Below are 14,996 nucleotides of genomic sequence, written 5' to 3'. Positions count from 1 at the left end.
AATTATTCCTTCAGTTCTATGTCGAGATCTTTGGCCAAATTCTGGGTCAAGATTTCTGCGCCACGAAAATCAAAATCGTCGACACGTGCGAGCAGGCTGTCAAGCCTGTCACTTGGCAGCAAAGGCTTGAGTGCCTCGAATAACTGCGTGGTACGATCAGGATGGTCCGCATCCAGGGCATGCAACAATGCACGCAATAGCGGGCCAATTTTTTTCTTATCAATAAAGTCAGGTTCTGTTGTCCGTCCTTCTGCAGTTTTTTCTTCATCTGCACACAGTAGCGTGATCGAAGTAAAAGTCTTATCCATAGCCATCTGCAGTTTGTCTATGATGAATTGACCTTCTTCCGATGTCCCTGTGGTTTCGATTTCGGTCGCAACGTGTGCAATGTCAACCAGCCCCAAATTGCCTGCACATCCTTTCAATTTATGTGCCAAAGTTTTGATACCCTGAACATCGTTTGTTGCATAGCAGTCCTTGAACTGACTGGTACAGCCAGCATAATCAATTTTAAATTTCAGCAAAAATTTCCGGTAAACCTTGAAATCATTCCATGTGGCCATGGCTTTTTTTACCGCGATACCCGGTAGGCTGTCTGTATATTTTCCTGTCGTGACTGCATACGGTTCACTGGGATTTTCGTCTTCAGGTATTGATGACTGAGGTGATTGGGGTGACTGGTAGTGGGTTAATTTCTGTATGACTGTTATCAATTCTTCGACATTGAAGGGCTTGGCAACAAATGCATCCATCCCTGCCTCGTGTGCAGCTTCTTGCTGCATCTTGAATGCACCGGCAGTGAGCGCGACGACGGGTAATTTATCTGCGTTGGGCAAGCCACGTAACTGTCGCGTGGCTTCATAGCCATCCATGATCGGCATCTGCACATCCATCAAGACAATGTCCACCGCGTTGGGGTGACTACGTAACCATTCTACGGCTGCGTATCCATCATTTGCCAGATAGACCGTAGCACCGTCGCCAGCAAGAATTCTCTGGGCCACTTCACGATTGATTTCGCTATCATCAACCACCAGCACGCGCACGCCAGGCAGGCGCTTCTCTTTTGAAATTCTGGCTTGCCGCCTTCTTTGCAACTGGCTGGTCCCGCGACGGCTAAGTACTTCAGCGACGCAGTTATACAGCGTTGAGCAGGTAACCGGTTTGCTGAGTATGCCGTCGATCAGGCCGATGTCGGCCTGTTTCAGCAGTTCGTCACGCGAAAAAGCGGTGACCATTAGCACGATGGGAGATGTATCATTTTTCAGCGCATGACGGATTTGGCTGGCAGCTTGCAGGCCATCTATTCCTGGCATTTTCCAGTCAAACAACAAGACATCATAGGCGCTGTTACTGTCAAGCCTGGCCTGAACTTTTTGAATTGCCGCTTCACCGGAATCCACTTTGGTGGGATTCCAGCCTACAGAGCGGGCGGTGAGTGCCAGGTTTTCACGCGCATTTTCGCTGTCATCGGCTATCAATATATCCAGGGCTGTCATCTCGGATGGTGCGTAGGCACTGGCAGCTGTCCAGTCAAAAGGTACTGTGAACCAGAATTCACTACCTTTGCCGGGTTCGCTGATGACGCCGATTTCTCCCCCCATTTTATGCACCAGATGCCGGCAGATAGTCAAGCCCAGGCCAGTGCCGCCAAATCGTCTGGTGGTGGAAATGTCTGCCTGGGAAAATGCAGCAAAGATTTGCGATTGTTTTTCCAGCGGAACGCCAATGCCAGTGTCAGTTACGGAAAAACGCAATGTAATCGTGTCGTTGTCTCTGGCCAGTTGGCGGATGTCCAGGGTGACCGATCCATGTTCCGTAAATTTGATCGCATTTCCGGTAAGGTTGATTAACACCTGTTCTACACGCAGTGCGTCGCCAAGCAATTGGCCACTGAATGCAGGAGGAGGGGAAATCGTCAGCTCAACGTCCTTGTCACCTACAGTGGCGGCCATGATGCCGGCCAAATTGTCCAGTAAATCGACGATACGGAAAGGTGCATGTTCCACCTCAAGTTGCCCGGCTTCGATCTTTGAAAAATCCAGGATGTCATTGATGATGCTTTGCAATGAATGGCCGGCATTACGAATCTTCTTGATCAAGTCTCTTGCATCGTCATCCAGTTGATTCTTTTCAAGCAGGTAAGCGAATCCCAGTATGGCGTTCATGGGGGTACGGATTTCATGGCTCATATTGGCGAGAAAATCAGCTTTTGCACGGTTGGCGCTTTCAGCTTCTTCGGTACGCGTGATCAGAGTCTGGTTGGCAATCTGTAGTTCATTGGTGCGGTCAGTGACTCTGCGCTCCAGATCAGCGTTCAATGTGCGTACGGTTTGTTCTACCTGGCTTTTTTCACTGATTTCACGTTCGAGAGTTTGTAACATGTCGTTAAAGGACTGGGCTAATTGACCAATCTCATCTTCAGTGCTTTTACTGGCCCGCAAATGATAATTGTGCTGCTCCATGACTTGTCGTGCGACCGTGCTGATTGCATGAATGGGAACAGATATCCAGCGCTGCAGTTGTGAAGAAATAAGGACGCCTAAAGCAAGGCTGGCAAATAAAACCAAACCCAGGATGACGAGATAATCAAGCAGCCATTTGCCCAGGTCATACTGCTGTTTCAAATAGATGGTGCCAAGGACTTCGCTATCAGAAATGATGTGTTTGGAAACGGTAAGTTTGCCACCTTCGAAATGCGAAGCCTCAACCCCGGGGCTGGCAGGTAACTCATCTTTGCTTGCTTTTTCACGCAGGTAATGCGCAAATAATTTTCCTTGAGAGGTATATATTGCTGCCGCGACGATATTTGAATTGGCCCGTAATTGCGCCAGGTTTTCGTTGGCCACCTTGGTGTCGTCAAATTCCAGTGCAGTTGCACTTCCTTGTGCCAGAATATTTGTCAGTACTGATAACTCGGCTAATGCCTTGGCACGATTTTCCGTTAGTTCGTGATAGAGCAAGGCACCACCTGCTGATATCAAGGTGGCGAGGTTGGCAATCAACACCATCAGTAGCAATTTATGGCGGACGGTACGCAAGCGTAGTGACTGCATCATCATGAGCACCCGACTTTCCAGGCGATAGGCAAGTGGGACAAATCTGGATATGAGTCAACATATCCGCGTAAGCCAGGAGGCTGCTTAAATAGAGAATAGCTGGAAGTGGATAAGGCCGGTGCTATCAATGCCTGTTTGCATGATGCGTTGATAAGCCGCTTGACTGTGACGGTACAGGCAATGGCTAAACAGTGAACCTGGTATTGTCTGAGCCCGAGAAATAGCAGCTTGCCGCTCTGTTTAGCGCAAGGACGCATATCGATGTAACAAAGCATTTGTTTCATCTCACCCACGCTTAAGTATTATTCGTTACCCAAAGCTTACTAGTGTATTTTAGTCAGTTCTGTTGATTAGGTGTGATAGTTATAGAAATGTTTCATTTTTCAATAGAAAATTTCGCTCTAACAATTTTTTTGTGTGAAACGATGAATGGCTACCTGCTCAGGTGATGAAGATGAAATGCCGCAGAAATTGATTGTTGTAAATTCAGCAAAATAAAAAAGGCTTACAGACCGGAGTCTGTAAGCCTTTTATTTATTTTTGGTCGGGGCGAGAGGATTCGAACCTCCGACCCCGTGCACCCCATGCACGTACGCTACCAGGCTGCGCTACGCCCCGACACTGAGCGAAAGATTATAGTCGATGATGGCGATTTTTGCCATTATTTGCTGAAAACTTCCTTAATGATTGCCGGGGTGAAAATATTTGTACGATTTTGACGGTAAATTTGACTAAAATATTTTCATATTTTGTGAAAAGCTGTGAAAATAACACTCCTAAGGACACCGTATGGGATGCGGTGCTTGAAAACATTTCTGAACATATAAAATATGACAATTAAAATCAGTCAGAACTTCGACGCGGGAGCGATTGAAGTAGTCAACGCGGAGCAGGTGGGGGCCATAGAGTTGAAGTTGCGTAAGGATTCACATGCTGATATCTGGCAGTGGTTTCACTTTCGCCTGCAGGGTGCCCGTGGGCAAGATGCAGTCATGCAGATACGCAACGCCGGTGAAGCCACCTACCCAAAGGGATGGGAAAACTATCGTGCGGTTGCCAGCTATGACCGTGCCAACTGGTTCCGTGTGGATACCGAATTTGATGGCAAGGTGATGACGATACGCCACACACCAGAGCGTGACAGCGTGTATTACGCTTACTTTGAACCGTATACCTGGGAACGTCACCTGGCTTTACTGGGCGGCGTAGAAAATTCAGCCGTCGCACGGGTGGAGGATTTGGGGAATACGGTGGATGGTCGTGACTTGAATATGATCGTGGTTGGTAACCCGGCAGCAGAGAAAAAAGTCTGGATTATTGCCCGTCAGCATCCTGGCGAAACCATGGCAGAATGGCTGGTGGAAGGCAGCCTGAATGCCTTGCTGGATCCATCGAACCCGACCGCGCGTCGCATTCTGGAAAAAGCCGTTGTATACATCGTGCCGAATATGAATCCGGATGGTTCTGTGCGTGGCAACTTGCGCACCAATGCTACCGGTGCCAACCTGAATCGTGAGTGGATGACACCTTCGCTGGAAACCAGTCCGGAAGTGTATTACGTCAAAAACAAGATCCAGGAAACCGGTTGCGATTTGTTCCTGGATATTCATGGCGACGAAGCTTTGCCCTACATATTTGTGGCCGGTAGTGAGATGCTGGCGGGCTTTACTGAAAAGCAGATGCAGGAACAACAGGCTTTTGTCGATAGCTTCTGCCTGGCCAGCCCTGATTTCCAGACCAGGTTTGGGTATGAGGCATCGAAGTACAATGAAGATGTGTTGAAGCTGGCGTCCAAGTACATCGGCCACACCTACAAATGTGTATCGCTGACGCTGGAATTACCTTTTAAGGACAATGCCAATCTGCCGGATGTGGAGGTGGGCTGGGATGGTGCGCGCAGTATCAAACTGGGCGAAGCAATGTTGCAACCGATTTTGGCTTCGTTAGGTGCATAATTCCGGTATTTAATCATCGGAGTCGTAATGGGCGTGGAAATTGAACGCAAATTCCTTGTTGTCAGTCAGGATTTTAAACAACAGGGGCAGGGCACATTTCTGCGCCAGGGCTATATTTGCTCTGACCCTGGTCGCATCGTGCGGGTACGCATAGAAGCAGAACGTGCGATGCTGACCATCAAAGGCATGTCAACTGGTATCAGTTGTGGTGAATGGGAATATCCCATCCCGCTGACAGATGCACAAATCTTGCTGGACACAGTCTGCCAGCAACCTCTCATAGAAAAAACACGTTATCGCATTGCTTTCTCCGGCCTGGTCTGGGAAGTGGATGAATTTATTGGAGACAATCTTGGCCTGATCGTGGCTGAGGTGGAACTGGAATCCGAACAGCAGCAGTTTGAGCGTCCTGCCTGGCTGGGCGAAGAGGTCAGCCATGACCGGCGCTATGCGAATGCGAATCTGCTCAAGCATCCTTATTCTGCCTGGGGGCAACGTGGCTAAGCTGACTTTTACCCAGCAACTCAGTCGTTTTACTGAGGTACCTGAGGTAGAAACAACAGCCGACAATTTGCGTGACGCACTGGAAGCCGCCTTTCAGTTGAACCCGACACTGCGAGGCTATATTCTGGATGAGCAGGGTGATTTACGTTTTCACGTAGTGGTCTTTATTGATGGCAAGCGCGTCATGCAGCGCAGTAGCCTGCGCGATGCTTTGGATGTGAATAGCCAGGTATATGTCTTGCAGGCACTTTCAGGAGGGTGATGATGAAAGCTTTGGTAGCGACCCGCAAGGGACTGTTTGAATTGATTCATGCTGACAATCGCTGGCAACTCGACCAGGTCAGTTTTTTGGGTGAGCCGGTCAGTATGTGCCTGCATGACAAGCGTGATGGTGCGGTGTATGCAGCACTGAACCTGGGGCATTTTGGGGTCAAACTGCATCGCCGCGATGAAGAGCGCTGCGACTGGACCGAGGTGGCCGCACCAGCTTACCCCGAACATACCAAGACAGACGATGACGTTGAATGGAAGCTGAAGGCTATCTGGTCCATGGAAACTGGTGGCAGCGAAGAACCCGATGTACTTTGGGCTGGTACCTTGCCTGGTGGTTTGTTCCGTTCATCAGATCGTGGTAATAGCTGGGAACTGGTACGGTCATTGTGGGACAGGGAAGAGCGCAAGCAATGGATGGGTGGCGGTTATGATGTGCCGGGCATACATTCGATATGCGTCAACCCGCGCAATCCGCAGCATATCTTGTTGGGCATATCCTGTGGTGGTGCCTGGAAAACTGCAGATGGCGGACAGAGTTGGACGCTGGCTGCAGCGGGCATGCGTGCTACGTATATGCCACCCGATATGGCAGACAATCAAAATATCCAGGACCCGCACCTGATCGCCCGCAGCAAGTTTGCCAGCCACGTCTTGTGGTGCCAGCATCACAATGGCATCTGGCGCAGTGAAGACGAGGCAGCAAGCTGGCAGCAACTACGTTTACCGGAAGATATTCCAGACTTTGGTTTTACCGTCGCGGCCCACCCGCGCGACCCGGATACCGCCTGGTTTGTACCTGCCATCGCCGATCAAAAACGCGTGCCTTTGAATGGCGCAATGAGCGTCACACGCACACGTGATGGTGGCAAGACGTTTGAATCATTAAGAAATGGCCTGCCCCAGCAAGATTGCTATGACCTGGTGTACCGTCATGGCCTTGCTGTTTCTGAAAACGGCAAAAACCTCTTGATGGCATCGACCACCGGCCATTTGTGGGCAAGCGAAAATTCGGGTGATGACTGGTATCAGATCGCCGCCAATTTGCCACCGGTTTATGCGGTCAGGTTTTATTGATGTGAATGTATTGAAACCGGCATTGGTCATACTACTCATTTAGTCACTAGTGGACTGTAACAATTGAAAACAGAGTGCCTCCCGCTTGCGCGACGACCATGGCTGCGTTGCAAATGCTCGCGATAGTTCACTATCGCTGTGCTTTGCTCCTTGCCCTGATCGCCGGGCAAGCGTCTTTCACTTCTGTTTCAACTGTTACAGTCCACTAGCTTTTGCGGAATGCGTTGCGCAGGATCATAGAAGAAGGTTTCTTCTGCAATGCATTCACCTTCCCAGCGCTGGTAAGCCAATTCTTCCATCCGTGTGACACTGCCATCCAGCCATTCGAAACTGAAAATCCAGCGTATGACGACATGGTCACCGTTGACCAATACCGGGTGTATGCAGGTGGATGATACCGATTTGGCGCGTGACATGACGGCATGTTCGGCAGCCACATGCGTTGCACGGCCTATCCTTGGCTTGGCCTGGTTTTCTTGCATGCTGGAATTCTCGGTATAGAATTCTTCACATGCGGCAGCGTGGGCATTGGCTTCTACCTTGGCGATAAAGCGTTGGAGTGTGTCAGGAGTTGGCATGGTTTTGTTACCAGGTTGATACAGCGTTTTAGTGTTTAAGGAATCAATAGCAGCGTGAAATAGATTCAGCCACGCATACAGGTTTGTCCTGGCCTTCGCGTTCTATGCTGACTTCCCAGGTCAATTGGGCACCGTCCTTGATGTCTTCGATTTCCAGCAATTTCATTCTGGCACGCAGGCGGCTGCCGACTGGAACGGGGGAGGGGAAGCGCACCTTGTTGAGCCCATAGTTCACACCCATCTTGACGTAGCTGAGATGAATGGCATTGGCGACCAGCATGGGTAGCAGCGACAGGGTCAGAAAGCCATGGGCGATCGGGCCACCAAAGGGGGATTCACGTTTGGCTCTTTCGACGTCGATGTGTATCCACTGGTGATCACCGGTTGCATCGGCAAAGATGTTCACACGTTCTTGCGTAATTTCTACCCATTCTGACTGGGCAACTTCCTGGCCTATCAAGTCTTTCAGTTCATTGATGCTGCTGAATTCTCTCATCATGTCTCCGTGGTCTTATTTTTAAATGGATATGAATGGATATAAGTGGGGCTTATACAGGGCGGCAGCCAAACATGCCCATGCCGGCAATCGTACACACCAGCTTGCCATCCTGGTTATGGGCTTTCCATAAAGTATTGACGACACCACGGCCTGGCTTGGATGTTGATACTTTGCTGCTCAGGGTTTCTGCAGTGACAGTCAGGGTGTCGCCTGGACGTACCGGCAATATCCAGCGTATTTCATCGACACCGGGCGAGCCCATGCTGCTTGAATTAGCCAGAAAACCATCCACCACCATGCGCATGATCATGCTGCAGGTATGCCAGCCACTGGCAATGACGCCGCCAAAGATGGAGTGACTAGCGGCCTCTTTATTGACGTGGAAGGATTGTGGGTCAAATTGCGTCGCAAAGTTGATGATTTCTTCTTCAGTCACTGTGCGCTGCCCCAGTTCAATGACTCTGCCGGGAATGAAATCTTCGAAATACCAGCGATCTGTTTTGATGCTCATGACGTGTCCTTGTTTTTTAAAGAGTAAAAAAAATCCCGAACACAGTCGGGATTTTTCTACAGCAATCAGGCTGCGTTTTTAAAGCCGGGTTGTGCCACGAATCTGGCCAGGTGATGGTCCGTATCACCCAATGACAACTCGATGGTGGTCAGGCGTTTGAACATGTGGGCTACTGGCAGTTCATTGGTGACCCCCATGCCGCCATGCAATTGCACGGCTTGCTGGCCTATGTATTTGGCGGCCTGGCCTATCCTGGCCTTGGCGGCAGATACAGTGCGTCGACGTTCTTCGACATTATCAGCGCTAATCTTGACAGCTGCCAGTGTGGCCATGGAACGGGCCTGCTCCATTTCCATGAACATTTCTGCCATGCGATGTTGCAAGACCTGGAACTTGCCGATAGGGACGCCAAATTGCTGACGGGTTTTCAGATAATCCAGGGTGGCTGCCGTAATGGCTTCCATGATGCCTATGGATTCGGCGCACAGCAGGGTAACGCCATAATCGGCCACGGCATCCAGCAGTTCCCAGCCAGCATCTGCTGTAGTCAGCAGGGCGTCCTGGCTGACTTTTACCTGGCTTAACGTGATGTCGGCGGCGCGATAACCATCGATGGTGCGATAGTCGCGGCGGCTGATGCCTGCGGCCTTGGCATCAACGATAAACAGGCTGATGCCATTGGTGTCGCGCTGCGCACCGCTGCTGCGGGCAGATAGGATCAGTTTATCTGCCTGGGCACCATGCAACACCACAGTCTTGCTGCCGTTGAGTACGTAGCCATCGGCAGTTTTGCCCGCAGTGGTGGCAATGTCAAACAGGTCATGGCGTGACTGTCTTTCGCCCAGGGCATTCGCCAGCTTGACTTCGCCGCCAGCGACTTGTTCCAGCACATCCGCATGCTTGCCGGATTTCTTCAGGAACTCTGCACCCATGACAGTGGCAAAGTAGGGTTCGATAACAATGCCACGCCCCAGTTCCTGCATGATGACCAGCATGTCAATGGCTGAGCCATCAAAGCCACCCTGTTCTTCAGGAACAGGCAGGGCCAGCGCCCCCAGTTCTGTCAGGTCAGCCCAGGCTTTGGCGGATACACCTTCAGCCGATTCGATGACGTGTTTGCGCTGTTCAAAGGTATAGTCTTTTTCTACCCAGCGACGTAAGGCGTCAGCAAACTGTTTTTGTTCTTGCGTTAAGTTGAAATCCATAATGCTCTCCTCACAGACCCAGGATCATCTGGGTGATGATATTTTTTTGAATTTCGTTGGAACCACCATAGATGGAGGTCTTGCGGAAATTGAAGTAATACGGTGCCAGCGGCGCAGCATCGTCGTCGCCCACCACGCTGTGTTCGGTTTCACCTTCGAGGAAAGCCGGGTCAAACGGCAGGCCGTAGGGGCCGACTGCTTCCACCATCAGTTCCGTCAATCTTTGCTGGATTTCCGTACCCTTGATTTTGAGCAGGGAGGCTTCCGGACCAGGGCGACCACTATCCTGAGAGATCACGCGCAGGACCGTAATTTCCAGCGCCATCAATTCCACTTCCAAGCTGGCAACCTTGCTGGCATAGACGGCATCATTGATCAGTGGCTGGCCATTCTTTTGATGTTTGGCAGCAATGCGCTTGAGGAATTGCAATTCGCGCTTGGCACGGCCCACGGCGGCGATATTCGTGCGCTCATGGCCCAACAGGTATTTGGCATACGTCCAGCCCTTGTTTTCTTCGCCTATCAGGTTTTGTACCGGCACTTTGACATTGTCGAAGAAGACTTCATTCACTTCATGTTCTTCATCCAGCATGATGATGGGGCGTACGGTAATGCCCGGCGTTTTCATGTCAATCAGCAGGAAAGAAATGCCTTCCTGTTTGCGTACACCAGTGTCGGTACGTACTAGACAGAAAATCATGTCGGCATGCTGGGCCAGTGTGGTCCAGGTCTTTTGACCATTGACGATATAATGGTCGTCATCGCGTTCTGCACGGGTTTTCAGGGACGCCAGGTCAGAGCCTGAGCCCGGTTCCGAATACCCCTGGCACCACCAGTCTTCACAACTGAGTATGCGTGGCAGGTAATAGTCTTTTTGTGCCTGATTACCAAACGCCATGATGACAGGTGCCACCATATTGACGCCAAAGGGCAGGATGGCAGGCGTACCTGCACGTGCGCATTCTTCTTCAAAGATGTGGCGCTGGGTCGGTGTCCAGCCCGTGCCGCCGTATTCTGCTGGCCAGCCTGTGGCTACCCAGCCTTGCTTTGCCAGTATCTTATGCCAGCGAACAAAGTCTTCTCTGGACAGGCGCTTATGGTTCAATACTTTTTGCTGCAGGTCTGGTGGAAGATTGGCTTCCAGATAGGCGCGCACCTTATCCCTGAAGGCCAGGTCTTCAGCCGTATAGTTCAAATCCATGTTGTCTCCTGTTTTATGATGGCCGCAGCAAGCAATTAACGAAAAAAAGCAGAAAAAAGCACGACCGTTCAAAACTAATTGTACAACGGATTTTGAAAATGGTGATAGTCGTGTTTTGTCGACAAATAATGGGCTGTTTTTTAAGCCTGTTTCGTTGTGTAAACAATATCAAGTCAAATCAAAGGATGCAAAAAAAGCCAATGCGCAGACACATTGGCTTTTTGACCTGCTCAGGATTAATCAGGCGGGTCAGAACTCACCAGGAAAATTCTATTGCACCTGCACGATGAACTGGCTACGCAAGTCTTGCACCATTTTCTTGATAGTGGCTTGCATGGCCTGATGGTCGTTGGGGGTGCATACACGACTGCCTTCCTTGCCGCTTTTAAATGTGCGTTTGATGATGACCTGTTTGTCATTGTGCGTATATTTTGCCTGATACTCAAAAAACGCAGTGCGCATATCGACATCCTTGGGGACATACAGTATTTTTGCTTGCGCGGGAAATTGATATACGGCTTCTTCGACGAAATTGTTTTCGGGGCAAATGAAATCCTGCGTGCGTTCCACTTCAGCCGTTAAACCATAAATGCTATTGGCCATACCTGCATACAGGCTGCTATTGGCAGCTATACCAACTGTGCCTGGAAGGTAAGTCCAGTTGTCGACTTTGCCTTTGAGCTTGAATTCATACTGGTCTTGGCTTCCCTTCAGGTCACCCAGTTGTACAGTGCCTTTGCCGGTCATGCCATAGCCTTTCAGTATGTTTTCCACAGCAAGTTCCTGATCGTTGATGCGCCAGTTGCTTTGTTCATAGCGCGTCGGTTCGGCCGACTGGCCCGTATCTTCGCGTGCAAATTCAAACTGGGCTGCACCTTCGGTCGAAATGTTGACCTTGTAGTTGCTGCTGGTCTTGAAGAATTCTTTTGTCGGTGTCCTGCCAATTTCACCGGTCCTGGTCAGGATGGCAGGTTTATCCCAGACTGAAAAAGGTAAATAGCCGTGATTGACATCGATGGCGGTTGAGTCAAGATAAAGGTTCAGGCTGGGGATAAAGGTAATGGCATGGTTGAGCTGACCCAGGTTGGCAACAGGTGACAGTTTAAAAGAGTCGCCAGAATTGATCAGTACCGGGGTACTGTCTATTCCTGCAGCGGCCAACATGGCTTCCATCAGACTGGTGTGGTCTTTGCAGTCGCCATACAGGTTGTCCAGAATTTCATCTGCATTGTGTGGCACCAGCCCGCCATTTCCGATGTACACGGCAACATAGCGAATATTTTTTCTTACCCAGTCGTAAATGGCATAGGCCTTATCACGTGGATTGTTGATGCCTTTGGTAAGTTCTGCAGTCTTTGCCTTGATCTTGGCATTTGCCTTGGTCGTCAGGGCCGCTGTCTGGTAATAAGCCTTGCCGAGGCTCGCATAATCCGTGAAAGTAGAAACTACCAGTTGCTTTCCATAGTCTGCATAACTGACTGAAGATGATTCTATGCGCGGATTGTCAGAGGGCAGATAATCCCAGCGATACACCGTGCGACCATTTTGGTTGACGCGGGGCGCGGCGGCAAAACCATCTTCCTGGCTAAGCAAAGGCATGTCGGCAGGCATATCGTAAATCATGGTCAGCTGTTTGGTGGGAACATAACGGCTAGGTGTGTAATCACTGAATTGCCCCGGGAACATTGCTGTCTTGCGGGTTTTGCTGTGTCTTGAATAAATTTTATCGCCGACTGCAACTTCGGGATAAATCACTACCCTGACTTGCATGTCCTGAAACATGGGCGCACCGCTGTATGCAGGCTCTTGCTGCAATTTTATTTGCTCTGGTTTGACGTGGACTTTTCGGCCGTCAGGCTTTTCTACATAGGCTTCCAGTAATTCCAGGGTTTCCAGACTTTGGTTGAAAGACCATTGACGTTGTGACTGAGATACTACTGCGCGTTCTTCGTTGATTTGTACGTAACTCTCTACGGTTACTGCATAGCTACCATCCTTATTGACGACAAAGGATTGTATTTCTTTCAGAATAGTGATGGATTTGTCTGTGCCATCATCTTTAGCGATGCCTGGGGTGCTGGCGAAATTGAGAATGCAGAAAACAGCGAGCAGATATTTTTTCATGTATGTGTATGCTTGAGATTTTTTGTCAGAACGTATTCTTGTAAATGAAATGAGCGTTGGTTGTGTTTATAGTGTATCGCAAAACACTTCTTTATTTGACAACTTCCTTGCTCAATTATTCGATTGAAATTGCATGGGAAGAAAGACAATGCCATGCATTTCGACTACCTGACCCTTGGCCTTGAAGCCGAAGCGCTCATAGACGGGGATGGCATTCAGAGAAGAATTAACGGTGAAACTAGTGCTTTGTCCTTGGGACGCAGCGTATTGACGGGCGTGTTGCCATAAGACTGTCGCTAGCCCTTGCCCCTGAAATGCCGGGGCGACGAACATATGAAACAAGTGGCTATGGTCGCGTAGGGCAATGAAGCCAGCCAGCGTATCATCCTGCATGGCAAGGATGAAGTGGTAGCGGCTATCTGCAAGATAGGCCTGCTCGGCGGTAATCGACACCGATTGATGAAATAAATCGGCACCACTACCGTCAGGGTTGATACTGAAGTCTTTGGCAAACAACATGATCAGATCGCTGATGATCTTTGCGTCTGTAGTCAGACCAGCCCGGAAATGTAAATCATTGCTGATTTCATTACCGGGTTGTTCTTTTTTACGTGACGACATATCTGTGACTGTCATGCCGCACCGTCAAGCCATGCCGATTGCATCAATGAAAATGCGTGGCACCAGGTGTCGGTGTGTCATCCGGCATTTCTGTATGGACCAGGTCACTTTCGCGGTCGGCAAACAGCGGGCTGCCGCAATCATCGCAAAATTCCATCGCAAAGATTTCTTCCAACTGGATGATGTCGGTAACGCCGCATTCTTGCAGGATGCCGGGAATCTCGCCAGCCAGTTGTTCGTTGTCATCCAGATTGACCGCGATGATCTGGTCTTCAGCCTGGTACAAGGGCCAGACCACGCCATACACGACTTCCGGTTCATCGCGCAGGCAAAAGCTGACACGGTATTCATCGATTTGCCCCGGGTTTTCCTGTTCACCAAACGAGGCAATGATGACGCTGAACTGGTCAGCCTCTTTACCCAGCGTTTGGGTCAGGTAGAACATGGCTGAACGTATGGTGGCAGGCCGTATCTTGATATCCGCTTCGCGACAGGCGGTGTAATAGGATTCGGGCAGCAAGACTTCAATGCCACATCCTGGCAACAGGCGCTTGAATGTGGTTTCAGTCTCTTGTTGCCATTGCAGCAGGGCATCACTCTTGGCCTGCACGCAATCAAACGGCGCATCGATGGTTTGCCATTGGAACAAAGGCTTGCCAACAGGTACGGCCAACACCCCCAGCACATAGCGTATATCTGCCAGAAAGGGGACGGTCTTTGCGCGTTCTGCTTCTACCGGGACAGTCGCCTGCTTGAGCATTGCCACACCCTGACGTTCCAGCAGGGCGAAGGTTTCCACGTGATTGCGTGGCAACTGGTCAATGGAATACAAACTGGGTAGCAGTCGCAATTGGGTATGCCCGGCCAGCAAGTGGGCAGACAATTGTGCACTGAGCAGGTTTAATGCCTCTACCGGTATGCTGCCAGAGGTGATTTCAAAACGTGTCCAGGCCAATACCGGTGCGGCAATCAGCAGGCAGGTATAGGGCTGACCCTCATACTCAAAAGTGTTGCAGGTGCTGGTGGATTCCAGTGTCTCGGTCAAGACTTCATAGCCATTCGGGTGTGACTGAAATAAATGTTCAGTCGCGGCGTCCAGCATGTCCTGATGATGTTGCCTGAGATTTTTGGTGACCAGTGCATCCAGCCTAGCTTGCCAATCCAGGTCTTCGACCCGGCTGGCTGATTGCGCTACGGCCAGCGCAAGATTGACAACGCGTTGACTTTCAGCGGCTAGTTTGAAACGATTTCTTTTTATCGGACGACGCATACTGAAATAGAGTAGAGAGGAGTAAGCCCATTGTAACGGCAATCGGCTAGTGTCGTGTTGCACGCAGATTGATGCTTATAAAATCGCGAATTTTTCGTTGGGACAAGGAAAAAACCGCAGCA

Annotated in this window: 13 protein-coding genes and 1 tRNA gene; 4 read left to right on the top strand and 10 right to left on the bottom strand. The window is 50.1% G+C overall.

Features of this window, described 5'->3' with window-relative positions:
• Nucleotides 1-2: 2 nt before the first annotated feature.
• Together ACO0LM_RS03045 and ACO0LM_RS03040 are read right to left on the bottom strand one after the other, a co-directional pair.
• Nucleotides 3-3,062, bottom strand: a complete 3,060-nt coding sequence (locus tag ACO0LM_RS03045; protein ID WP_423034231.1) for a response regulator — start codon at nucleotides 3,060-3,062, stop codon at nucleotides 3-5.
• Between the two features lie 538 nt (nucleotides 3,063-3,600).
• A tRNA-Pro gene (locus tag ACO0LM_RS03040) sits at nucleotides 3,601-3,677 on the bottom strand.
• Nucleotides 3,678-3,889: 212 nt separating this feature from the next.
• Between ACO0LM_RS03040 and ACO0LM_RS03035 the strand changes: the two genes are divergently transcribed.
• The 4 genes from ACO0LM_RS03035 to ACO0LM_RS03020 are packed head-to-tail and all read left to right on the top strand — an operon-like array spanning nucleotide 3,890 to nucleotide 6,865.
• Nucleotides 3,890-5,014 (top strand): M14 family metallopeptidase, encoded by a 1,125-nt coding sequence (locus ACO0LM_RS03035; RefSeq protein ID WP_423034229.1) that lies wholly within the window; start codon nucleotides 3,890-3,892, stop codon nucleotides 5,012-5,014.
• 27 nt (nucleotides 5,015-5,041) lie between these two features.
• Nucleotides 5,042-5,518 (top strand): CYTH domain-containing protein, encoded by a 477-nt coding sequence (locus ACO0LM_RS03030; protein ID WP_423034227.1) that lies wholly within the window; start codon nucleotides 5,042-5,044, stop codon nucleotides 5,516-5,518.
• Nucleotides 5,511-5,780 carry a MoaD/ThiS family protein gene (locus ACO0LM_RS03025; RefSeq protein WP_423034225.1) on the top strand — a complete coding sequence of 90 codons (270 nt, stop codon included), beginning with the start codon at nucleotides 5,511-5,513 and terminating at the stop codon, nucleotides 5,778-5,780. Before ACO0LM_RS03030 ends, ACO0LM_RS03025 begins: the two co-directional genes overlap by 8 nt.
• Complete coding sequence (locus tag ACO0LM_RS03020; protein WP_423034223.1) at nucleotides 5,780-6,865, top strand: exo-alpha-sialidase; 1,086 nt, start codon at nucleotides 5,780-5,782, stop codon at nucleotides 6,863-6,865. Before ACO0LM_RS03025 ends, ACO0LM_RS03020 begins: the two co-directional genes overlap by 1 nt.
• A gap of 188 nt (nucleotides 6,866-7,053) precedes the next feature.
• Here ACO0LM_RS03020 and ACO0LM_RS03015 read toward each other — a convergent pair whose 3' ends face one another.
• The 8 genes from ACO0LM_RS03015 to ACO0LM_RS02980 all read right to left on the bottom strand — a co-directional run bounded on the left by ACO0LM_RS03015 (nucleotide 7,054) and on the right by ACO0LM_RS02980 (nucleotide 14,874).
• Entirely contained in the window at nucleotides 7,054-7,443 is a 390-nt protein-coding gene (locus ACO0LM_RS03015) for a nuclear transport factor 2 family protein (RefSeq protein ID WP_423034221.1), read from the bottom strand.
• A gap of 43 nt (nucleotides 7,444-7,486) precedes the next feature.
• Complete coding sequence (locus tag ACO0LM_RS03010) at nucleotides 7,487-7,939, bottom strand: MaoC family dehydratase (protein WP_423034641.1); 453 nt, start codon at nucleotides 7,937-7,939, stop codon at nucleotides 7,487-7,489.
• A 52-nt stretch (nucleotides 7,940-7,991) separates the two neighbouring features.
• Entirely contained in the window at nucleotides 7,992-8,453 is a 462-nt protein-coding gene (locus ACO0LM_RS03005; protein WP_423034219.1) for a MaoC family dehydratase, read from the bottom strand.
• 65 nt (nucleotides 8,454-8,518) lie between these two features.
• The gene (locus ACO0LM_RS03000) at nucleotides 8,519-9,658 is read right to left on the bottom strand and encodes an acyl-CoA dehydrogenase family protein (RefSeq protein WP_423034217.1); all 1,140 of its coding nucleotides are present in this window, start codon (nucleotides 9,656-9,658) and stop codon (nucleotides 8,519-8,521) included.
• Nucleotides 9,659-9,668: 10 nt separating this feature from the next.
• Nucleotides 9,669-10,859 carry an acyl-CoA dehydrogenase family protein gene (locus ACO0LM_RS02995; RefSeq protein WP_423034215.1) on the bottom strand — a complete coding sequence of 397 codons (1,191 nt, stop codon included), beginning with the start codon at nucleotides 10,857-10,859 and terminating at the stop codon, nucleotides 9,669-9,671.
• Between the two features lie 270 nt (nucleotides 10,860-11,129).
• Complete coding sequence (locus ACO0LM_RS02990; protein WP_423034213.1) at nucleotides 11,130-12,983, bottom strand: DUF3857 domain-containing transglutaminase family protein; 1,854 nt, start codon at nucleotides 12,981-12,983, stop codon at nucleotides 11,130-11,132.
• A gap of 111 nt (nucleotides 12,984-13,094) precedes the next feature.
• Entirely contained in the window at nucleotides 13,095-13,619 is a 525-nt protein-coding gene (locus ACO0LM_RS02985) for a GNAT family N-acetyltransferase (RefSeq protein WP_423034211.1), read from the bottom strand.
• A 28-nt stretch (nucleotides 13,620-13,647) separates the two neighbouring features.
• Nucleotides 13,648-14,874, bottom strand: coding sequence for a DUF2863 family protein (locus ACO0LM_RS02980; protein ID WP_423034209.1), 1,227 nt, complete (start codon nucleotides 14,872-14,874; stop codon nucleotides 13,648-13,650).
• Nucleotides 14,875-14,996 lie beyond the last annotated feature (122 nt).

It is taken from the genome of Undibacterium sp. Di26W (assembly GCF_049340265.1).
In the GTDB taxonomy this organism is placed as follows: Bacteria; Pseudomonadota; Gammaproteobacteria; order Burkholderiales; family Burkholderiaceae_D; genus Undibacterium.
This window is presented reverse-complemented; position numbering and strand designations above follow the sequence as displayed.

Coding starts and splice junctions, on each gene's coding strand:
- ACO0LM_RS03020 (WP_423034223.1), top strand. CDS start 5,780: ATGATGAAAGCTTTGGTAGCGACCCGCAAGGGACTGTTTGAATTGATT.
- ACO0LM_RS03045 (WP_423034231.1), bottom strand. CDS start 3,062: ATGATGATGCAGTCACTACGCTTGCGTACCGTCCGCCATAAATTGCTA.
- ACO0LM_RS03010 (WP_423034641.1), bottom strand. CDS start 7,939: ATGAGAGAATTCAGCAGCATCAATGAACTGAAAGACTTGATAGGCCAG.
- ACO0LM_RS02985 (WP_423034211.1), bottom strand. CDS start 13,619: ATGACAGTCACAGATATGTCGTCACGTAAAAAAGAACAACCCGGTAAT.
- ACO0LM_RS02990 (WP_423034213.1), bottom strand. CDS start 12,983: ATGAAAAAATATCTGCTCGCTGTTTTCTGCATTCTCAATTTCGCCAGC.
- ACO0LM_RS03035 (WP_423034229.1), top strand. CDS start 3,890: ATGACAATTAAAATCAGTCAGAACTTCGACGCGGGAGCGATTGAAGTA.
- ACO0LM_RS03005 (WP_423034219.1), bottom strand. CDS start 8,453: ATGAGCATCAAAACAGATCGCTGGTATTTCGAAGATTTCATTCCCGGC.
- ACO0LM_RS02995 (WP_423034215.1), bottom strand. CDS start 10,859: ATGGATTTGAACTATACGGCTGAAGACCTGGCCTTCAGGGATAAGGTG.
- ACO0LM_RS03030 (WP_423034227.1), top strand. CDS start 5,042: ATGGGCGTGGAAATTGAACGCAAATTCCTTGTTGTCAGTCAGGATTTT.
- ACO0LM_RS02980 (WP_423034209.1), bottom strand. CDS start 14,874: ATGCGTCGTCCGATAAAAAGAAATCGTTTCAAACTAGCCGCTGAAAGT.
- ACO0LM_RS03000 (WP_423034217.1), bottom strand. CDS start 9,658: ATGGATTTCAACTTAACGCAAGAACAAAAACAGTTTGCTGACGCCTTA.
- ACO0LM_RS03015 (WP_423034221.1), bottom strand. CDS start 7,443: ATGCCAACTCCTGACACACTCCAACGCTTTATCGCCAAGGTAGAAGCC.